This window comes from Pseudomonas sp. BYT-1, assembly GCF_023611805.1.
In the GTDB taxonomy this organism is placed as follows: domain Bacteria; phylum Pseudomonadota; class Gammaproteobacteria; order Pseudomonadales; family Pseudomonadaceae; genus Aquipseudomonas; species Aquipseudomonas guariconensis.
The window spans coordinates 2,710,864-2,732,174 of sequence record NZ_CP072559.1 but is presented as its reverse complement, the minus strand read 5'-3'; the positions used below and the strand labels follow the sequence as shown (position 1 = coordinate 2,732,174).

The 21,311-nt window shown below is 62.6% G+C and carries 15 protein-coding genes; 4 read left to right on the top strand and 11 right to left on the bottom strand.

All coding sequences use genetic code 11. From position 1 onward, the window contains the following. Positions 1-31 precede the first annotated feature (31 nt). The 3 genes from J5X93_RS12450 to J5X93_RS12440 all read left to right on the top strand — a co-directional run bounded on the left by J5X93_RS12450 (position 32) and on the right by J5X93_RS12440 (position 3,591). A complete protein-coding gene (locus tag J5X93_RS12450; RefSeq protein WP_043213941.1) occupies positions 32-523 on the top strand; it encodes a DUF1543 domain-containing protein in 492 nt (163 codons plus the stop codon). 138 nt (positions 524-661) lie between these two features. Further along, the gene (locus tag J5X93_RS12445; protein ID WP_070573681.1) at positions 662-1,297 is read left to right on the top strand and encodes a ferric reductase-like transmembrane domain-containing protein; all 636 of its coding nucleotides are present in this window, start codon (positions 662-664) and stop codon (positions 1,295-1,297) included. A gap of 206 nt (positions 1,298-1,503) precedes the next feature. Beyond that, on the top strand, positions 1,504-3,591 hold the full coding sequence (locus tag J5X93_RS12440) for an acyltransferase family protein (RefSeq protein WP_182943240.1): 2,088 nt from the start codon (positions 1,504-1,506) through the stop codon (positions 3,589-3,591). Between the two features lie 32 nt (positions 3,592-3,623). Here the strand turns inward: J5X93_RS12440 and J5X93_RS12435 are convergent, their stop codons facing one another. The 8 genes from J5X93_RS12435 to J5X93_RS12400 all read right to left on the bottom strand — a co-directional run bounded on the left by J5X93_RS12435 (position 3,624) and on the right by J5X93_RS12400 (position 16,317). Continuing rightward, positions 3,624-4,097: a nuclear transport factor 2 family protein gene (locus J5X93_RS12435; protein WP_043213943.1), complete on the bottom strand. Its 474-nt coding sequence runs from the start codon at positions 4,095-4,097 to the stop codon at positions 3,624-3,626. A gap of 87 nt (positions 4,098-4,184) precedes the next feature. Next, entirely contained in the window at positions 4,185-6,716 is a 2,532-nt protein-coding gene (locus J5X93_RS12430; RefSeq protein WP_182943242.1) for a fimbria/pilus outer membrane usher protein, read from the bottom strand. Between the two features lie 84 nt (positions 6,717-6,800). Continuing rightward, positions 6,801-7,553 (bottom strand): fimbrial biogenesis chaperone, encoded by a 753-nt coding sequence (locus tag J5X93_RS12425; RefSeq protein ID WP_182943244.1) that lies wholly within the window; start codon positions 7,551-7,553, stop codon positions 6,801-6,803. 74 nt (positions 7,554-7,627) lie between these two features. Further along, the gene (locus tag J5X93_RS12420; protein WP_043213948.1) at positions 7,628-8,233 is read right to left on the bottom strand and encodes a fimbrial protein; all 606 of its coding nucleotides are present in this window, start codon (positions 8,231-8,233) and stop codon (positions 7,628-7,630) included. 102 nt (positions 8,234-8,335) lie between these two features. Continuing rightward, complete coding sequence (locus J5X93_RS12415) at positions 8,336-8,983, bottom strand: response regulator (protein WP_043213950.1); 648 nt, start codon at positions 8,981-8,983, stop codon at positions 8,336-8,338. Positions 8,984-9,020: 37 nt separating this feature from the next. After that, positions 9,021-12,230, bottom strand: coding sequence for a hybrid sensor histidine kinase/response regulator (locus J5X93_RS12410; protein WP_182943246.1), 3,210 nt, complete (start codon positions 12,228-12,230; stop codon positions 9,021-9,023). 81 nt (positions 12,231-12,311) lie between these two features. Next, positions 12,312-13,505, bottom strand: coding sequence for a response regulator cyclic di-GMP phosphodiesterase PvrR (pvrR, locus tag J5X93_RS12405; RefSeq protein WP_043213953.1), 1,194 nt, complete (start codon positions 13,503-13,505; stop codon positions 12,312-12,314). Further along, positions 13,492-16,317: an ATP-binding protein gene (locus tag J5X93_RS12400; RefSeq protein ID WP_182943248.1), complete on the bottom strand. Its 2,826-nt coding sequence runs from the start codon at positions 16,315-16,317 to the stop codon at positions 13,492-13,494. Before J5X93_RS12400 ends, pvrR begins: the two co-directional genes overlap by 14 nt. A 315-nt stretch (positions 16,318-16,632) precedes the next feature. Between J5X93_RS12400 and J5X93_RS12395 the strand changes: the two genes are divergently transcribed. Next, positions 16,633-17,748 (top strand): polyamine ABC transporter substrate-binding protein, encoded by a 1,116-nt coding sequence (locus tag J5X93_RS12395; RefSeq protein ID WP_052352496.1) that lies wholly within the window; start codon positions 16,633-16,635, stop codon positions 17,746-17,748. Positions 17,749-17,832: 84 nt separating this feature from the next. On the opposite strand, the gene hemB is transcribed toward J5X93_RS12395, so the two are convergent. The 3 genes from hemB to J5X93_RS12380 form a co-directional block, all read right to left on the bottom strand. Next, on the bottom strand, positions 17,833-18,804 hold the full coding sequence (hemB, locus tag J5X93_RS12390) for a porphobilinogen synthase (protein WP_043213955.1): 972 nt from the start codon (positions 18,802-18,804) through the stop codon (positions 17,833-17,835). Between the two features lie 158 nt (positions 18,805-18,962). Continuing rightward, positions 18,963-19,667 carry an NAD(P)H-dependent oxidoreductase gene (locus J5X93_RS12385; RefSeq protein WP_043213957.1) on the bottom strand — a complete coding sequence of 235 codons (705 nt, stop codon included), beginning with the start codon at positions 19,665-19,667 and terminating at the stop codon, positions 18,963-18,965. After that, positions 19,664-21,310: an ABC transporter ATP-binding protein gene (locus J5X93_RS12380; protein ID WP_182943250.1), complete on the bottom strand. Its 1,647-nt coding sequence runs from the start codon at positions 21,308-21,310 to the stop codon at positions 19,664-19,666. Before J5X93_RS12380 ends, J5X93_RS12385 begins: the two co-directional genes overlap by 4 nt. Between the last annotated feature and the right edge of the window lies 1 nt (position 21,311).

The window sequence follows — 21,311 nt, the reverse complement described above, 5'->3', positions numbered from 1 at the left end:
CGGCCCTTAGCGCACCGAGAAGGAAGCCTTCATGTTGTACATAGTCATGCTCGGAGGTCGCCACCCACGCGCCAGCATCGAGGTGCACGATGTGGTGTTCGCCCAGGCGCAGACCCTGGAGCAGACCTACCCGCAATTGCGCCAAGGCTGGTTCGGTAGCCGTGAGGGCCTGCATATCGACGGCTGGCTGGAAGTCGATGGCATCGATGCCTACCGCGTCGAGTTCAGCCACTTGGCGCCTGGGCCAGACGATCCAAGGCTGTTTTTCATTAACCTCGGCGGCTATGAGCCAGCGGTCTTCGGTGAAGCACACCGCTACCTTTTGGTCGTCGCTCGGAACAAGCAACAGGCAAGGCAACTGGGCAAGCAGCGCTTGCACGCCCACTGGCTCAAGCCTCACACCGACGCAGTACTCGAGGTGGATGACTGCCTGCCGATCGACTGTGTGGATGGCCGTTACGTGCACCTGGTCGAAGGTGCGCACAGCGGGATCGGTCAATACAGCGACTATCTGCTGCTCTGACGCCGCCTGCCTGGCTCTGCCTCTCTACAAAGCGATACATAAAGACCGATCCCAGACACATCTGAGATAAACACCTCGGACACCATGGCTCCGGACCGCGGTGGCACCCTGCACGCCGCCCCAACGACGGAGTTTGCCATGCACCTTCATGCTCAACCTGCCAGCCTGCATGGCTGGCGTCTGTTCAGTGTGCTGTCTGTTTCGGTTCTGATCATCACGGCATTGGCGCTGATGGCTCAATCGCCTCTGGTGGAGGCGTTGCGCAGTGCGATCCGGGTGACTGCGCGCACATCGTTCCTGTTGTTTCTGGCGACGTTCCTGGCCTCCTCGCTAGCGACCCTGGTGCCCAGTGCCTTCACGCGCGGGCTACTGCGCGAGCGACGGTTTCTCGGATTGGCTTTCGCCTTTTCCCACGCGGTGCATGCGGTGCTGATCATCGTGTACGCCAACTCGTTCCCCGACACCTTCTGGCAGGGTCGCACGGCCGTGACCAACATCCCCGGCTCGGTCGGCTACTTCTTCATCATTTTGCTGACCCTCACCTCGTTTCCTGCGGCCGTCCGGCTGCTCGGCGCACGCACCTGGAAGGCGCTGCACAGCACCGGTACGTGGGTGATCGCGGGGGTTTTCGTGCTGTCGTTCTACAAACGCATTCCCATGGGATCCTGGTATCCGCTGGCATTCGCGCTGATTTTCAGTGCCATCGTCTTCAAGCTCACGGCCAAGTTGGCCACGCATCTGCGGCGCAGTGCGCGCACTGAGGTCAGGGCCTGATCGTGTCGGCCAAGCCCTGGCCATCGCCGATGGCATGGACCAGCCGCTTGGCCGACAGGCCCTCACATGGAAACATTCGGTAATATTTATCCAGCCAATCGGATAGCCTGCCAGGGGCGCTCCTTAGAGCCTTTGATAAACTCGCCGCTTTTGCTCGCGAGCCCTGCCGCGTCAAAAGAAGTCTCAACGCGATAGGATGTTGTGCCGTGTCAACCGATCAGAACCTGGTATTCAAAGCTCCTGCAACCACCGGCGCCCAGGCTGCCGCCGACCGCAGCAAGGCACACGGGGCTCCTACCGGTGTGCAACCGGCCTCGTACCGCGCCGATATCGACGGGCTGCGCGCCGTTGCTGTCCTGCTGGTGCTGATTTTTCATGGTGGGCTGGCGCTGTTCCCTTCCGGGTTCATTGGCGTCGATATTTTCTTCGTGATCTCCGGCTACCTCACCACCTCGATCATCCTGGGCGCGCTAAGCCGGGGTGATTTCAACCTTGGACAGTTCTATGTCAAGCGCCTATGGCGCTTGCAGCCAGCGATACTGGCGCTGTTGATCGTCACGCTCGGCGCGGCCAGCGTGCTGTATCTGCCCAAGGACTTCATCGATTTTCTCAAAAGCGAGAAGTACACCAGCCTGCTGCTGTCAAACCAGTACTTCTCCAAAGCCACCGACGGCTATGCGACCGCCGAGGCGGCGACCCTGCCCTTGCTGCACACCTGGTCGCTGGCCATCGAATGGCAGTGGTACATCTTCTTGCCGCTCGGGTTGATGGCGCTGACGCGCTACCTGGCGCCCCATCGATTAAAAGCCGCTGTCGTGATGCTGACCGTCGTCTTCATGGCTGTCGCGCTGTTCATCGCAAAAACCTCCCCGGATAAAAGCTACTACGCGTTCTTGGCGCGCAGCTTCGAGCTGCTGATCGGCTCGTGCGCAGCCGTGTTCGGCAACGACCGCCAACGACTCGGCCGTGTCAGTGCCTGCGCACTGGGCCTGGGCGCCCTTGGCGTGCTCCTGTATGGCGCAACGCAATCCATACCGACCACTGCCTATCCAGGCTACCCTGCCATCGCAATCTGCCTGGCAACGGCGGTACTGATCTCGGGCCAGGTTGGCCGGGTGGGCATCACGTCCAGGCTGCTGTCATGGTCACCGCTGGTATTCATCGGGACGATTTCCTATTCGCTGTACCTGTGGCATTGGCCTGTCATCGCCATCGTGGAGTACCTGGGCGTTGAAAAGACGCCAGCCATCCTTGCCGGCTACTTCATCGCCTCGTTTGCCCTGGGCATCGCCTCGTACTACCTCATCGAAAAGCCCCTGCGCCGTACCCGGCTGGGTTTTGGCAAATCGCTGTTCATGCTGCTGGTCGTACCTGCCATCGCGTTTTCGGCGCTGCACTCGGCAGGCAAGTCCGCCGGCGGCTGGATGGAGCGCTTCGGCAATGGCCCGACGCACATCCTGCCGCGTCTGAAGGCAAGCGAAATACCCCAGCGTGGGCCGTGCCTGGGCGGTGCCAGCGACGGCTCCGACAGCAGTTGTGTGCTGGGGCAAGCCAACGCCAGCACCACCGCATTGCTGATGGGCGATTCCTACTCCAACCACTTCTGGGGCTTCATTGACATTTTGGCCAAGGACGCCAACCTTTCCGTCATGGCCCAGGGCAGCCCAGGGTGCCTGGCTCTGCCGGATGTCTATCTCTACGACTGGTGGAAGTACAAGAACACCCTCTACAAGAAGTGCCATGACGCCGCCGCCGAGTACCACAAGCTGATCGCTCGCAGCCACTATGACTACGTGATCATCGGCCTGACTTGGGAAACCTACGCCAACAGCAGCGCCGTGGTGCTGTCGATCGATGACCAACGCTCCCAGGCCCTGTCGCGCGAACGCATGAAAGCCGCCCTGCTCAAGAGCCTCGACATCATCGAGCGCTCCGGCGCCAGGCCCGTGCTGATCAAGAGCAACATCGTCATGCCCGAAGGCGCCAATGACTGCCTGTACCGCAGCATCAAGCTCAGGGGCACGATCGAGGAGCATCATTGCGCGACGAGCGTCGCGCAACCGGAAGAAAACCCCTGGCTTGCGCAGCTGTTCCGGGACGCCAAGCAGGCACACCCGGACTTGCTGGTCATCGACCCCAAGGACGTGCAGTGCGTCGATGGCCAGTGCAAGCTGTCGATCGACGGCCTGCCGATCTATCGGGACATCGGCCACATCACCGATTTCGCATCCACGGCGATGGGCAAGATGTATTTGCAGGCCAAGGGCAATCCCTTTAACGAATCCAACCCTTGATGCCGGGCTGCCCCGCCATGAACAGCCAAGCGCTAGAGGCCCAGTTCGCTCAAGCCTGGATGGTCGTCCGGGCGTCTCCCCAACGGCCAGTGGTACTTGCGCTCCTGCTCGGTGATGGGCAGGTCATTGATACTTGCATAGCGCCGCTGCATCAGGCCGTTCGGGCCGAACTCCCAGTTTTCGTTGCCATAGGAGCGGAACCAATTGCCTGAATCATCGTGCCATTCGTAGGCGAAACGCACGGCGATCCGGTTATCGGCGAATGTCCAGAGTTCCTTGATCAGGCGGTAATCCAACTCCCTGCGCCATTTGCGCTCCAGAAACGCCTGAGCCTGGTCGCGCCCTTCGATGAACTCGCTGCGGTTGCGCCAGTAGGTGTCCTCCGTATAGGCCAGCACCACTTTCGCAGGATCGCGCGTATTCCAACCGTCCTCGGCGCGTCGGACTTTCTCGATGGCGGTTTCCAGAGTGAAAGGCGGCAAGGGTGGGCGTGATGACTCGCTCATTTCGATGACCTCCAGAGGCGTTCAGAGGCCTTAAGCTATAGCTCAAATGGGCGACGCGTGGAGCGCCGCCTCTCACCTGCCCCTCGCCTACTGCCCGCAGCGCAATGGCAAACGCTCATAGTTCAGCGCCTTATCGCGCGCGGGCAACGCATAGGATGCCTGACATTGCTGGTCGCCCCAGCGAATCGTCAGCTTGCCCTGCTCTTGCTCGACCAAGGCCAACGCCTTGCCGCTCGGGTCGGAGATCGCCAGTTGCTTGCCCTCGGCATCTTCCAGCGCGGCACCGAACGGGATCTTGCCACCTTGGCTGTCGGACAGCTCGAACTGCACGCGGCGCCCGGTCTTGCCGGCGTAACGCGCCAGCACCACGGCGCCGCGCCGGGGTACCAGTTGCTGGGTGGCATTGTCGATCTCGATATCGGCGCCCAACTCTCGGGTATCCAAGCTGATCCAGTTGACTCGATAGGGCTGTGCGCTCGGGATCACCGCATAGCCATTGCGCCCGGTCTCGACGCCGCTGTAGCTGCTGATCTTGGCACCACGCACACCCGAAACCTCCACCAACGCGAAGGTTTCGCCCACGGTCTGGCCGAGGTTGATGCCACCTTGATGGGCCACCACTGAACCTGAGACGTTCAGGCTCTGCGAGTCGTACCCCCTGCCCTGGCTGTAGCCGACGCTGACATCGGCAACCGATGTCCGCGTGCTGACGTTGGCCGAGGCCGAACGCCCGCCCCCATCGCTGCTGCCGGCCTGCAGCGAATAGAACGTGTCGGCGCTTTCGTTGAAGTAGCCATTGATACCGGCCTGGGTGTTGTTGCCGCTTTTCTGCGAACTGGTGGTGACGAACGCCCGCGGTGCACGTGGGCGAGTACCGAGCGGGAACGACACCGACAGGCTGACCTGGGTGTCGGTGCCGCCAGCGCCGCTGCTCAGGTCCTGTGTCTGGCTCCAGGTGAGGTTGTAGCTGGCATCGCCCCAGTTGTTGCCATAGCCGGCCGAGAAGCTGCGCGATCCGCCGCGGTTCCAGTAGCGCTGGTCGCTGGCGTTCAGGTAGAGGCTGCCCAGTTGTCGATCCGCGCCCAGGCTCTGGTTGATGGTCAAGTCGGTGCGGGTCTTGGAGTGCCCCGAGCGCAGCAGCGGGCCGCTACTGAGGTCCTCGATATGGTTGCTCAGCGTTCGGTAGCCTTCGGTGGAATAGCGGTAAGCCGCCAGGGTGAAACTGGTGGCCGTGCCGGTGAAGGTCTTGGCATACAGGGCACGCAGGCTGTTGCCCGTCTTGCGCTCGCCCTGGGCCTGGCTGCTGGAATGGGTGATGTCCAGCGACACTGCGCCCAGCGAGGTATTTCGTCCTACGCCTAAGGCCAGCGCCTTGTACTGATCGGTGGCCTGGACGCCGACGATGCCGGTCAGGTTGCTGTCGATGCCATAGGCCAGGTTGGCGCTGAGCATCTGCGGTGTGGCCAGCCCTTCGCTGTTGCTGTTGTAGCGACCGGCCGAGACGCTGTAGCGCACCTGCCCTTCACGGACCATGATCGGCAAGCTAGAGAACGCCTGCTGGGTCACCCGCCGGCTGCCATCGGCCTCGATGACGGTGATCTGCAGGTCGCCGTTGGAGCCGCTGGGGTAGATGTCGCTGATCTCGAACGGGCCAGGCGGTACGTTCGTGGTGTACAGCAGGTAATTGTCCTGGCGGATCTCCACCGTTGCGTTGGTCTGCGCCACACCACGAATAATCGGCGCATAGCCACGCTCGCTGTCTGCGCGCATGCCGTCGTCGGATTCAAGCTTCAGGCCCCGGTAGCGCACGCTGTCGAACAGCTGCGCATCGGAGAAGATGTCCCCTGCGCTGAACTGTCCTTTCAGGGCCGTGACATCATGCTGCAAGTAGCTGCGGTTGCTTTTGAAGGTGTCCGGGCGGCCAGTGCCGCTGCTGAAGTTGGACTCGTTGCGCAACCGCCATCCGCCCAGGTTGATGCCATTGCGCAGGCCCAGGTTGGTGTTGTAGCGGGTGTCGGTGCTGCCAGCGTTGCGGCTGGTACTCATCTGGTAGTTGACGAAGGCCGCCGGCACCCCGTTATCCCACAGCTGCGGATCGACGTAGCCGCGTAGACCGCGCTGCATGGCCACCTGCGGCACGCTGATTTCCAGGCGCAAGCGACTGGCATCGAAACTCACGGCGGCCTGGTCGATGAGCGCTGAGAGGTCCTGGCAGGCCTGAACATTTTCAAGATCAAGCTTGGCCTGGGCCTGGAGCTTGTCCAGGTCGATCCCCAACTGCTTGAGTAGCTCGACGGTCAGGCACGGTTCGACGCGGCCACTGGTGGGGTTGCGTTGAAAGTCAACGTCCCGTCGCCCGACCAATACTTGGTTGCTGTACAGGTCGACACGGTAGCTACCGGGCAGCACACGAGTGCCGGCCAACAGAAGTTGTAGATCGACCGATGAGGCCGCGCCCTGCAGGAAAGAGGTATTGAAGGCCAGCAACTGCGGTTCGGCAACCTGCTGGGAAGCTGCATCGGCGTGTACACAGGCGCTGTGAATGGCCAGAGACAAGGCGGCGAGCTTGAGCGGCGCGGGTGCACGGAAGCATCCCCGGTTGTCGAACGGCAGAAACATGCGTGGAAACCTTTCATCCGTGGCAAATACCGGGCACGGCGATGCCGCGCGTGCGCCGGCATGCGCCCAAGATATTTGAGGGTGTTAAGAAGAAGCGGCGGGCTCGACAGCCTTGGCCTTGACCACAGTGCTCGGCATCAGCGCCGCGTGGTACTCGCTCTGCGCCCCATAATCGTTGATGCTGCGAAAGGACAGGTTCGCCGGTGCATCGGCCAAAACCTTGGCCAAGGCAAAGGTCCGGGTCTGTCCGGGCGCGATCATCGCCGAATCGGCCGCCAGCGTTCGCTGACCATTGGCCGTAACCGTGAGGTCGGCCATCGACACGTGGTACAGGCTCGGATTAGTCACCGACAGGACTGTGGAGGCGCCCTCGCGGGTCACGCGCCAGCCCAGCTCCGTCGGCGCCTGCAACGCATCGCCAGGCAGCCCGGCCGGTCGGAAGAACACCTTGATGCGCTGGCGCACGGCCAGTTGCAGTGTGTTGGCCTTTTCGCTGGCCTGAGGGATTTCCTGGACATTGAGCCACACGACCGACTCGCGATCCTGAGGTAAGCCTGTCCCTTCATAGAGGATTCGCAGCAATTGCTGCTGCTTGGCCATGACCCTGGCCAAGGGCGGTGTCACCGCGAACGGGACCGTATGGTGCTGGTCGTCGTCACTGTCGATCCACGACTGGATCAAGACGTCCTGGCCGCCATTGCGCACGGTCACGTTGGCTTCCTTGTGGGCGCCGTCGAACACCACACGTGTGGCGCTCAACGAAATGCCGGCCATCGCCGGAGGCGCTAGGAGCATGCCCAGCAGGCCCAGGCAGGCAATGAGTCTGGGAGTCAACATGTGCAATCACCCCGTTTATCTAAGCGGACGGCGAGGCCCTGAGGCCTCGCGCGTACAGAACCCTGGGTGACGGCTTATTCGTACTGCAGGATGAATGGCAGGGTGGCATCACCGCGACCGGCGGTGGCAGTGCCCTCGGCGCCGGTGGTCACGTAGGCGGCCGAGAAACTCAAGGTGGCATCGCCGCCCGCTGCGCCGACACCATGCATGCCGCTCTGGATAGTGGCAGTGGTCTTGCTGCTGAGGTCGATCTTCGCCCCAGTGCTGTCGAGCAGTGCGATACCGACGTTCTTGGCTGCGCCACTGCCTGGAGTCAGTGCCAGCACGCCCTTGCCGGTGACGATACCGGAGCCGCCGAGGATGGTCGGGTCGAAGACCATGGAAACCTTGGTGCCCAGGTTGCAGTTGACGTTGAGGTTGAAGTCCTTGCTGGTGACACGACCCGAGGCTGGAGCTTCGGCGCTACCCATGTCTTTGATCGAAACGTTGCCCATATCCACAGAGATCACGCGATCGGCATTGGCGCCGTCGACCGAGCACGCGTCATTGTTGATGACGCCGCTGAAGCTGATCTTGCCGCTGCCACCTTGTACAGGAACCGGTGGTTCTCCTGCGGCCAAAGTGCCCATGGAAGTAACGAGTGTCGACAGTGCCAAAGCGGCGAGTGAATAGTTTTTCATGATGATGTCCTAGTTGAAATGTACTGCAGTGAACTGCCAGAACACATTAATAAACCCGGACACCTATCCCCATAAGACGATCCTGATAAGCTCCGCCGAGCGTCAATTAAACAGACGCCGCTCCAGGCAATAAGCCAATAGTGCCTGGTCATTATCGACTTCAAGTTTGCGCATGGCCGAGACTTTTTGCGCACTGATTGTCTTGGGGCTGCGGCTGAGGCTAAGGGCAATATCACCCACGGTCTTGCCGGCCACGAACAAGCGCAACACTTCACGTTCTTTGAGCGACAGCGTTTCCAGGCGCTGGTCAGTGTCCAACCCCGAATCAACCACTGAGGCTCTGGGCGCCTGAGGGCTCAAGTACGGGCGTTTGCCGCGAATCGCCTTGAGCGCGCGCTCGATCTCGGTGTGCAGATGATTCTTCTGAATGACGCCCACCACACCCAACTCGTGCAGGCGCTCAAGAATCATCGAGCTGGATATCATCGTCAATATCAACACTTGAACTGCGGGGTAGTGCCGTTTGAGATAGTCGATCAACTTCAAGCCGTCGCCATAGGGCGAGTCATCCGGCATGTTGTAGTCGGTAATCACCAGATCGACTGGTTGTTCCTGCAGTAAAGCGATCAATGCGCTGGAACTTACCGCCTCCCCGACCACGCAAAAATGCGGGTCCCGTTCGACCAGTTCGCGAACGCCAAACAACACGATGGGATGATCGTCGGCAATGATGACCTTGAGTTTTTCCATAAAGCCTCAGGCGAGTGGATGAACAGTCTGGTTAATGTTACTTGAGCGCGTCGATCATTGCCGCCAAGCGTTGAATGACCTTTCGGACCTGTAGGTGTGCGGCCTCATCGAACGCCTGGTCGGCGAGCAACACCTCAAGCGCGATGCAATGTTGCGCCAGGCTGGTCGCCTGTACCGCGCCCAGCGCGCCGGCGATGCTGTGCAGTTGTCTACCGAGCGCCTGCAGGTCGCCCTGCTCCAAGGCGGTCTCCAGTGCCTGGATGTCCTGGGTCATGGTCTCGATGAACAGGGCGCGCATGGCCGGCGATAGCTTCGCCAGCACATCCTCGTGCTGCTCATCCGTGGTGTGGGCTTGCGGCACCACGGGTTCCTGCTTGTCGCCCTGCCAGTGTGGCCGGCACAGTTTGAGCAGTTGGCTGCGCAACGTCTGCAAGCTCAGCGGCTTGACGATCCAGGCATTCATGCCCACCTCCAGGCAACGTGCGCCCTCCTCGCGCATCGCGTTGGCGGTGACACCGATGATCGGCAGCTCAGGGTCCTGTTCACGCAGTGCGGTGGCCAGCTCATAGCCATTGACGACTGGCATGTTCACATCGGTCAGCACGAGGTCGAACACTTCCGGCTGCCATAGCTGCAGGGCGTGTTCGCCATTGCGTGCAACCACGACACTGCAACCCAGCGCCTCGAGCTGCTCCTTGAGGATCGCCTGGTTGATCGGGTTATCCTCGGCCACCAGGATGTGCAAGCCTAGCTCGTTATCGGTGCCGGCCTGCCGCTGCACAGCAGGTTCCATCTGCCCCTGGTTGATCCGACAAACCGCCCGGGCTATGGCCTGGACATCGTGCAGGCTCATGTCCCAGTCGCCGCGCCCGGCTTGCGCCGAGTCGGTAGCATGGCAACGAATGCGCGGGCCAGGCCAAGCTGGCGCCGTTTCATCGGGCAGCACATCGACCAGCACCGCCCGCGCAGGAATTGCAGCGGACGTAGAGGGCGCCAGATGGGCACGCAGTCCCAGGCGATTGAGCCAGTCGCAATGGTGCTGCGCCAGCTCCGGAATCGGCGCGCGGACGAACACCGGCATCGCCGACGGCACGCCTTCGGTAAGCGAGGGCAACGCGTCCGTCACCACCGGCAAGGCAAGCCGCAGCGTGAAGCTGCTGCCCAGGCCCGGCTCGCTGACCACTTTCATCTGCCCGCCCATCATTTCGCTCAGCCATCCGCAGATCGGCAGGCCCAGGCCGGCGCCGCCCTCATTGGAGCCTCCATGCACCTGATAGAACAGCTCGAACAGCCTGGCCTGCTGCGAGTCGGACAACCCGATGCCGGTATCGGCGACCTGCCATTCCAGGTGCACCTGGCCCTCGGCGCAGTCGAGCACCCGGGTACGCAGCACAACGCGGCCACTGTCGGTGAACTTGATAGCGTTGCTGAGCAGGTTGTTGAGGATCTGCCGAATCCGGATCGGGTCGCCAAATACCCGCTGTGGCAGCCGGGCATCGGTGCAGCCGTACAGCAGCAACCCTTTACGCTGGGCGAAGGCTGAATAGGTGCGCAGGGTGTCTTCGATCATCTCCAGTGGACAGAACTCCACGGGCTCCAGGGCCATCTGCCCCGACTCGATCTTCGAAACATCCAGCACGTCGCTGATCAGCTGGAACAGCGTGGCCGAAGAGCGCTGGATGGTCTGTAGGTACGCTTGCTGGCGAGGCGCCAACGGCGTCAGGCCGAGCAGCTCCAAGGTGCCCAGCACCCCATACAGCGGTGTGCGAATCTCATGACTCATGGTGGCCAGGAACAGTGTCTTGGCCTCGTTGGCCGCAGCCGCCGTGCGCCGGGCGTCTTCCAGCGCCCGGGCATCCTCGACATGACGCGTCACGTCATTGAAGGCATAAAGCCGTACATCCTGGCCCTGGTAGCGAGTGGCGACGAAACCAACCTGCAGATGCCGTCCCTCGATCTCGAGCGCATGCTCGGCCCCCTCGCCGCTGTCCTGCCAATGGTCCAAAGCTGCCACCAACGCCGCGGTCCCTTGCCACTGCCTTGCGCGCTGGTTTTCCAGCAGTACCTTGCGATCTGCCCGGCGCACCACACACAGCCCTGTGGGGGCAGTATCGATGACCACACGGCTGAAGGCCTCGCTCTCGGCAATGGCGGCGTGGGCCTGGTTGGCCGGCAGGATCACCTGGCGCCGATACCAGCGGCTCGCCGCCCAACCCAGGCCGCCCAGGCCGGCCAGCCCCGCGCCTAGACTGAGCAACGAACCCAGCGCATAGCGGAAAAAGCTCTTGAAGCCGATGGTGTAGATCGCCGTCCAGGCTGGCCCGTCGTGGTTGACCAGCTTGAACACCAGCCCGTCGGACTTGAGGTTGAACCCCTCATGCAACGTCATCTCGGGACGCAGGATGCCCGAGAGCACTTGCCCCGACGGGGTGACCAAGGTGAAACGGTCATACACCGACCAGTCCATGGTGCGCTGAAAATCATTGGCATGGGTCAGGTCGAGCATTACCGCAGCCGTGGCGTGCGGACCGGAATCCTTGATGCGCAGCTGTTCAGGCAGCAAATCGAGGTTGGCATAGGCCAGCACGCGCGCGGCAACCACCCCGTTTCCGGGGCTGCCATAGGCGCGCCACTTGACCTCGGGGCCATCGCCCTGTGGTGCCTGGGCGCGAACCATGTCGAACATCTGGCCGATTGGCTCCCGTGTACCCGTACCGGTACTGTGCTCACCTCTCGCGGGCACGGCCACGTCGAAATCGCCCTGTCGATTGAACAGGAAGGCTTGGGGAGACTGGAAATGCGAAGTGGCCCAAAAGGCGCTGTAATAAGCGCTCAGGTGCGCTGCGAGGACGGCAACCTGGGCGGCCTTGTCAGTGTCCTCGGCATGAGTGGCGAGCCTGACACTGAACGGCATCGAGAAGGGATTCTCCTGACCACGGTACATGCCATCGCCTTCCCATTGACGCGGCTCGACCCCGGGCATCTGGGCTGCATCGCGGGGCATCAACTCGCCGCGCAGGCTACGCTGGCGCAGCGAGGTCAGGAACAGCTCCTGCTCCTGAATGTTCTGCATCAGCCGGGTGAAGTGGAAACGCACCGTGTCGTGGTGCTCCTCGATCAGCCGCTGGAACGACCAATAGGTGGTGCTCACCAGCAGCACCGCCACCCCGAGCAGCACCATGATGCCTTTGCTCAGGCGCGACGAGCTGCGGGTGAGATTGTCCAGAAGCGCGTTGGAGTGTTTCATCAAAGGGTCCGTGGGCCAGCAATACGCGTAAGGGTGGGAGTCTACCTCCTAAGCTAGGCGCGAGCGTTGCGCCAGGTCCGATTAATGGCTCATTGCCGGTCCATCGACCTTCAGCAAATGCAGGAACTGGTCCAGGGACACCGCATGGGAAATCAGGAAGCCCTGCACATGGCTGCACTCCAGCCGGCGCAGCAAAGCCAGTTCCTCAGGTTTCTCCACACCCTCGGCGACCACGTTAAGGCCCAGCCGGCGGCCAAGGGCGACAATGCTGGCCAGGGCGCAGGCCAGGTTGTCGTTCTCGTGGCAGCCCTGCACCAACGCGCGATCGATCTTGAGCTCGGTGAACGGCGTAGACACCAGATTCATGTAAGAGCTGTAGCCCTTGCCGAAATCATCCTGTGAAAGGCCGAAGCCCTTGATGCGCAGACGGCAGGCGCCCGCGTAGTAGTTGCTCACCTCGTCAGGAACGGAGCATTCCATCAGCTCGAAGCAGATCCGGGCTGGGTTGCCCCCATGGTGCAATACGAATTCCAGCAGACGGTCAGCCAGGTCATGACTGTTGAGCAGGTGGGTCGGCAGGTTGATCGACACGGGCAAGTCATAACCCCGGGCGCGCCATTGGGCCTGGGCGTCCAGGCTCTGCTTGAGCATCGACCACAACAGGCGCTCCTCCAGATCGAAGGCCCTGAGCGCTGGCAGAAATGCCCCTGGCAACAGCACACCGTGCTCGGGATGTATCCAGCGCACCAGGGCCTCGGCGGCGACGATACGGCCGGTGCTCAAAGATTTCTTGGGTTGGAACCAGGCCTGGAACGCCCGGTTGTTCAGGGCTTCGAGCAAAGTCTGGCGGTCATAATCGACTGCCTGCGGTGTGGCATGGGCGGGTGTTCGCCGCTGCTCGCGCAGTTGCTCGACGACAGCCCTTAGCGCCTCGGGCGTGACAGGCTTGGACAACAACCCCACCACGTCCACGCCAAGATGTTTGGCCGCCAAGCTTGCGGCCATCAGCATCCGCCGTGATGCCGCGCTCATGATCGCCAGGCCTGTCCTGCCTGGCAGTGCTGCCAGGTGCTGGATGAACTGCACACCGTCCATGCCTGGCATCAACAGGTCCGTAAGGATCAGGTCATAGTCGCGCTGCTGCAGGCGCAACAGCGCCTCGGTGCCGTCCCGGGCGGTGTCCACACGCAGCTCGCCCAGTTCATTGAACAGGTGCTGCAGGTACATGCACTGGAACGGGTGGTCCTCGACGATGAGGATTTCAAAGGCTCTCATGGGCGTTTCCTTGGTAGGCGGCCAGGCAGTGGTACAGCGTCTGCAACGTGAAGGGCTTGACCAGGCAGTGATTCATGCCGGCGGCCAGGCACAGCTCCTCCTCGCCGCGCAGGGCATTTGCCGTGGCACCGACGATGGGTACGGTGCAGCCTCGCCGGCGCAGGGTTCTGGCCAGTTCGTAGCCGTTGACCCGGGGCATGTTGACGTCGCTCAGCACCACATCGAACGCCCCCTGATCCCAGCAGCGCAGGGCCTGCTCGCCGTCGCCAGCGAGCACTACGGTGCAGCCGAGTTCTTCGAGCTGATCACGCAGAATCAACTGGTTGATGATGTTGTCCTCGGCCACCAGAATGCTCAGGCCAAGGTGGCGGATCTGCGGGCCAGCGCTGCGCGTCTGATCACCTGCCACCCAAAGCCCTTGGGCCTGGCAGATGGCCTGGTGTAATGCGACCAGGTGGCTGAGGTTGACGTGCCAGCTTTCGCCGTCCTGGCGCGGTTCGCTGCAGCCATCGGCGCTGGCTAATACCCGGCGTCCATTCCATTGCGGCACCAGCTGAGTGTCCAACCTGCCGGGATGCGCCTCGAGCAGGACCCCGCCTGCACTCATCGATACCGGCTGCCCGACCTGGGCCCGCGCGCCCCAGCGCCGCAACCACCCTGCCAGGCTCTCGGCCAGCTCGCGCAGCGGCGACACCACATGGATGCGCTCGGCCAACAGGTTGCAGGGCAAAGCCGCCTCGTGGGTGCGCAAGGACTCCTCCAGCGGCAACAGCAAGGTGAAGCTGGTGCCCAAGCCGAGTTCGCTGACCATACGCATCTGGCCGTTCATCAATTGCGTCAGGCGCTGGCAGATCGGCAGGCCCAGGCCAGTACCCGCCACCCCTTGGATGTTGCCTGCGGTCTGATAGAACGGGTCGAAGATCAATGGGTGTTCTTCCTCGGCGATGCCACGCCCGGTGTCGGCGACCTGCCACAGCAGACAGGAACGCTCTCCCTCCCGGTGCGACAGGCGCACACGCAGCACAACGCGGCCATAGTCGGTGAACTTGACGGCGTTGCTCAGCAGGTTATTCAGGATTTGCCGGATGCGCGCACGATCCCCCAACAGCCGCAGCGGCAGTTGCGGATCGAGGCAGGCATAGAGCTCCAGGCCCTTGCCCAGGGCCGCGGCGCTGTAGCCCTGGATCACCTCGTGCACCAGCTCCAGCGGGGAAAACTCACTGACCTCCAGGGCCAACTGGCCGGCTTCGATTTTCGAGACATCCAGCACATCGCAGATCAACTGCAACAAGGTGGCCGAAGAGCCTTCGAGCGCTTGCAGGTAGTCGCGCTGTTGGGCATCCAAATGTGTACGCGACAACAGCTCCAGCGTCCCCAGCACGCCATACAGCGGTGTCCGGATCTCATGGCTCATGGTGGCCAGAAACAGTGTCTTGGCTTCGTTGGCCGCATCCGCCGATTGGCGCGCCGCTTTGAGCGCCGCCTCCACCTGCTTGCTGGCGGTGACGTCATTGAAAGCACACAGCAGCACATCCTCTCCTTTGTAGCGGGTGGGCACACTGCTAAGGTGCAGGTGACGACCGCTTGAGGTCTCGAAGGTCTCGCCATGGGGAGCTTCGGGCGCGTCGAATGCCTGGCGGATCCAGCCTGGGCAGAGGATCTCCCGGTCCAATCCCTTGCCCAGCCACTGCTGGGCCAACGAATTTTCCAGCACCATCTGACCGTCACTGCGGCGCAGTACGCACAGCGCCACCGGCGCGGCCTGGATCACGTCACGGCTGAACGCCTCACTTTCGATCAGCGCCTGGATCCGATGGATGGTCGGGGTGATCAGGCGCTGCTCGAAGCGGCGCAGCAACAGCACGATCAATAAAATATTGAGCAGACAGAACAGCAAAGTGCCGAGCAACTGCTTCCACAGCCCCTGCAATACGTCGACAAGATCGATCGAATAGACCAGCTGCCAGTCCGAGGACATCAGGTTCTTGCGGATGACCAGATGATCCGGAAACAGGCCGTCGCCGACGAAACCGAAAAAGTTGTCGCCCCGGCGCTCCAGCAGCGATCGGCTCAAGCGCGCGCCCGGCATGTTGCTGAACACCAGCATTTCATCGGCGTTGAGCATCATGAATTCGCCGGCGCTCTGGTCGCTCAGCGCTGCCGACACGGCCCGGCTGTCCATCTCCAGGCCCAGCCAGCCGGAGTCGGCATCCTCTTCGTCCAGGCGCTTGAAGATATACAGGTGCGTGGCCTGTTGATCCTGATCGGTCAGCCACAGTTCTTGTAGCGGTGAGCCATCGTCGTCGCGCAACGCCTGCAATTGCTCGAGGATGCGGCGAGGCAACGCCGGCTCTGCGCCGGACGGGCTGAACAGGCGCACGCCGTGGTCATGCGCCCCATTACCCACATACAAAAGACTGACCTGCTGTGCCCTGAGGTAGTCGCACATGCGTCGGGTCAACCAGATGCTCCACTGCTTGCCGGCCGCATCGCCTAGTTGCAGGTGAACCTCCTCGAAGGACGGCAGGTAGACCAGCGGCTCGGCCTGCCAGCCCTTGCGCACGGCCGACAGGCTCAGGCTTTCGAGCAATGCTTCGCGGGTGGTGAAGAAGGTGTGCGCCTCGGCGATGGCACTGCTCATGTAGCCGCGGCGTTGGGAAATGTCGTTATTGAAGGTGAACAGCAGGAAGTTGTAGGCACCGCTGAGGATGCCGACCGACAGCACGATCGCGAACACCCGAAGCAGTCGGCGGACGGCTTCGGGACTGGAAAGCAAAGGGCTGATCTGCAACAGGTAGCTTTTTAATCTCATCCGCCGAATCTAAGATTCGAGCTGGCCAATGGACATCAGACGATCCTTAGTTCCGACGCATACTGCCTGCCATCTCCCATGGGTCTGGCTCCTCTTCTTGCCAGTCCACGGCTCGAGCAAGCGTCGATCAAAGCCTCAAGGTTAAGGCCAGGCCATCCGGCGCCCCATGAGACGAATCCTAATGTGCTGACTTCGCCTGAGGACAATGCCAGTCTCCCCTACCCCAGGGGTTAACCCTTCGACGGGATAGGAAAGCATTCGGTACGCGCCTACATTCGCCCTACCCCTTTTGCAGCGCGATAACAAGGATTACAAATGCAGCTCGTACGTCCCCCAGCCCTCGGCCGTCGCCTGGCCACGCTCGGCCTTGCCGGGCTCCTCAGCCTCGATGCCGTCGCCGCCGGTGCACCCACCGTGCATTTCTACAACTGGTCCGACTTCCTGGCACCGGAAACGCCCAAGGCCTTCGAGCAGGCCACCGGCACGACCTTGGTGCTGGATGCCTTCGACAACGCCGAAGTCATGGAAAGTAAGCTGATGGCCGGCCATAGCGGGTATGACGTGGTGATGGTGCCCGACGACCTGCTGCCCAACTTCATCAAGGCCGGCGTGCTCGCGCCGCTGGACCTCGCCCAGTTGGGCAACCGCTCGCACCTGGACGAGCAGCTGATGCGCAAGCTCGCCACCAACGACCCGGGCAATCGCTACGCGGTGCCTTACATGTGGGGCACCACCGGTATCGGCTACGACAAGGCTAAGGTGACCCGACTGCTGGGCAAGGACGCGCCGGTGGATTCCTGGGACCTGGTGCTGCGCAAGGAGAACATCGAAAAGCTAAGCGCCTGTGGCGTGGCCATGCTCGATGCGCCGGTAGAGATCCTGCCGATCGCCCTGCACTACCTTGGCCTGCCCGCCAACAGCCGCAACCCGGACGACTACCGCAAGGCCGAGGAACTGCTGCAGGGCATCCGTCCCTATGTGCGCTATTTCGATTCGTCGAAGTTCACCACGGACCTGGCCAATGGCGACATCTGCGTGGTGGTAGGCTGGGGCGGCTCGGTGTACAGCGCCAAGCAGGCGGCCGAGCGGGCCAACAATGGCGTGCAGGTGACCTACAGCATCCCCCGCGAAGGCGCGCCCATGTGGATCAACAACATGGTGGTGCTCAAGGACGCCCCACACCCCGAGCAGGGGCACGCCTTCATCAACTACATGATGCGTCCGGAGGTGGTGGCCAAGTCATCCGACTATGTGGGCTACCCCAACGGCAACAAGGACGCACTGTCCCTGGTCGATCCACGGCTGTTGAAAGACCCGGCGGTCTATCCACCGGCTGAGGTGATGGGCACGTTGTTCACCCTGGAGACGTTGCCGCTCAAATACGAGCGGATGCGCACACGGACCTGGAGCAAGATCAAGAACGGGACCTGATGCGAATCCGCAGGGCAACGCCGTTCCTGTAGGAGCGGCTTGAGCCGCGACCCTGTGAAAGGGCCGCAGCGCGGCCCCGAGGGCTCAGATACCGTCGCGCGCCAGGTCCATCGCGAAGTAGGTCAGGATCAGGTCCGCACCAGCACGCTTGATCGAGCCGATGCTCTCACGCACCACGCGGGCTTCGTCGATGGCACCGGCCAAAGCACCGAACTTGATCATCGCGTACTCGCCGCTGACCTGATACGCCGCCAACGGCAAGCGCGAGGCGGCGCGGATGTCGGCAATGACATCCAGGTAGGCACCGGCCGGCTTGACCATCAGCACATCCGCCCCTTCCTGCTCGTCGAGCAACGACTCGCGTACGGCCTCGCGGCGGTTCATCGGGTTCATCTGGTAGCTCTTGCGGTCACCCTTGAGTGCGGTGCCGCCGGCCTCGCGGAACGGGCCGTAGAGCGAGGAAGCGAACTTGGTCGAGTAGGCCATGATCGCGGTGTCATGGAAGCCTGCGCCGTCCAGGGCGCTGCGGATCGCCTGGACCTGGCCGTCCATCGCCGCCGACGGGGCGATGAAGTCGGCACCGGCCGCCGCGGCCACCACCGCCTGCTTGCCCAGGTTGGCCAGGGTGGCATCGTTGTCCACGCCGTGATCGTGCAGCACGCCGCAATGGCCGTGGCTGGTGTATTCACAGAAGCAGGTGTCGGACATCACCACCATTTCCGGCACCGTGTCCTTGCAGATGCGCGCCATGCGCGCCACCAGGCCGTTTTCGTTCCAGGTGTCGCTGCCTGTGGCATCCAGGTGATGCGAAACGCCGAAGGTCATCACCGACTTGATACCGGCACGGGCATAACGCTCGATTTCACGGGCGAGCATCTTCTCAGGAATGCGGTTGACCCCCGGCATGCTGGTGATCGGGACGAAATCATCGATACCCTCTTCGACGAAGATCGGCAGGATCAAATCGTCTAGGCGAAATTCGGTCTCCTGGAACAGCGTACGCAGGGATTCGTTCTGCCGCAGGCGACGAGGGCGGACAGTGGGGAAGTTCGACATTGGAGCTCCAGACAGTTTTGCTTGCTGCCACCTTAAGTCGTAGGGCCGCCACTGAAAAGTCTTGACGCAAAGAATATCTGTTGCGCGCCGGGCAACAAACCGGGGCAGACGGCCTGCGCCGCCCTCCCCGGCGTCCGCTCAGCGACAATCGGTCGCAATCATTTGGCCAGCGGGTACAGCGCCTCGTCGAATTGCGAAAGCTTGGGGAACTCAAGCGGCAGGTCGTCCGACAGGTGCTCCAGGCGCTGCTGGTAGTCGCGCAAAAAGCCCTTGCGTGCTTCATCGCTGATGTAAGGCACGTGCCAGGCCACGAACGGCGGCAGCACTTCCAGCCCCACGTACGCCAAGGTGCCGCGCAGGATCGGCCGGAGCATGTCTTCCAGCGGCCCATGAATCGCCCCTTCGCCGAACATGTGCTCGCGCCCGCCAAGGGTCACGGTGACCAGCGCTTTCTTGCCCACCAGCCCGCCTTGGTCGTAGAAACGCTTTCCGCCATAGCAAACGCCGGACACCAGCACCCGGTCGATCCAGCCCTTGAGCATGGCCGGCGCCGAGAACCAGAAGATCGGGAAGTTGAGCACCAGCAGGTCCGCCCACAGCAACTTGTCCAGCTCGGCCTGGATGTCCGGGGCGATCGAACCGCTCTTGACGCCCAGGCGCTGCTCCAAGGCATAGACCAGGTAGTCGGGGTTTTCGCGTTTGCCGAAGTCCTCGGCGCTGGCCACCGGGTTCCAGCCCATCGCGTACAGGTCGCTGACCTGCACCTGATGCCCCTGGGCCTTGAAGGTTTCCACCGCCTGGTCACGCAGGGCGGCGGTGAAGGATTGCGGCTCGGGATGAGCGTGGACGATCAGTACATTCATGAAGGTTGTCCTTGCACAGGTTGCAGGTTGGAGTCTCCGGCGCGGCGGGCCAGCAGGCGGTCGAGCCAGTCAGGGTCCATTTCCGGTTCGGAGGAGAACAGCAGCCCGGTGTAGTCGCGATACGGCGGCGAGAAGATGGCCTCGCGGCTGCCGTGATCGACCACTCGGCCGCGTTGCATCACCATCACTTCGTCGGCAATGGCGCGTACCGTGGCCACGTCGTGGGTGATGAACAAGTAGGAAACGCCCAGTTGCCGCTGGATGCGATCAAGCAGCTTGAGCACGCCCTCGGCCACCAGTTGATCGAGGGCCGAGGTGACTTCGTCGCAGATGATCAGCTCAGGCTCGGCCGCCAGTGCCCGGGCGATGCAGATGCGCTGCTTCTGCCCGCCGGATAGCTCGCGGGGCTGGCGGTCCATGTACTTGGCCGGGTCCAGTTCGATCATCTCCAATAGCTCAGCCACGCGCTGGCGCAAGGCCTTGCCCTTGAGGCCCAGGTAGAAGGTCAGCGGACGGCCGATGATGTCGACGATGCGCTGGCGGGGGTTCAAGGCGGTGTCGGGGATCTGGTAGATCATCTGGATCCGCCGCAACTGCTCCTTGCTGCGCTGGCGATAGTCCGCTGGCAGCGCCTGGCCGTCGTACAGCACTTGCCCACTACTGGCCGGCAACAGGCCGGTGATCAGCCGCGCGGTGGTGCTCTTGCCGCTGCCCGACTCGCCGATCACCGCCAGGGTCTGGCCCCGATGCAGCGTGAGCGACACCTCATGCAGCACCGGCTGGGCGCCGTAGCTGGCATTGGCCTTGCGCACCTCAAGCAAGGGCTGGGCCTGGGGTGGGCGCGCTTTGGGCTGGGTGTGGAAACTGCGCACCGCCCATAGCGAGCGGGTGTAGTCCTGGGTGGGGGTTTGCAGCATGGCGCGGGTCTGGGCCTCTTCCACCAGGCTGCCGTGACGCAACACCATGATGCGATCGGCGATCTGGGCTACCAGCGCCAGGTCATGACTGATGTACAGCGCGGCGCTCCCATAGGTGCGCACGGCATCGCGAATGGCCGTCAGCACTTCGATCTGGGTGGTGACGTCCAGGGCCGTGGTGGGCTCGTCGAAGACGATCAGGTCCGGATGACAGGCCATGGCCATGGCGGTCATCACCCGCTGCAGTTGACCACCGGAGACCTGGTGCGGGTAGCGTTGACCGATGTGCTCGGGGTCCGGCAGGCGCAGCACCCGGTACAGCTCCACCGCTTCGGCCTCGGCCTTGGCCCGGTCGACGCCACCGTTCTTCACCGCCGTCTCGATGTGTTGGTCGATCAAACGGTGGGCCGGGTTGAACGATACTGCCGCGCTCTGTGCCACGTAGGCGATGCGCAAGCCGCGCAGACGGCGCAAGGTCTCGGGCGCTGCACCCACCAGCTCTTGGCCATCGAAACGCACCGAGCCGCCGCTGATGCGACAGCCGTCGCGCACGTAGCCCATGGCCGCCAGGCCCAAGGTCGATTTGCCCGCCCCCGATTCGCCGATCAGCCCCAGCACCTCGCCTCGCGCCAGGGTCAGGTCGATGCCCTTGATCAGCGGGTGCCAGGCATCGTCGTGGTGGCCGTCGATGCGCAGATTACGAATTTCCAGCAATGGTTGGCTCATG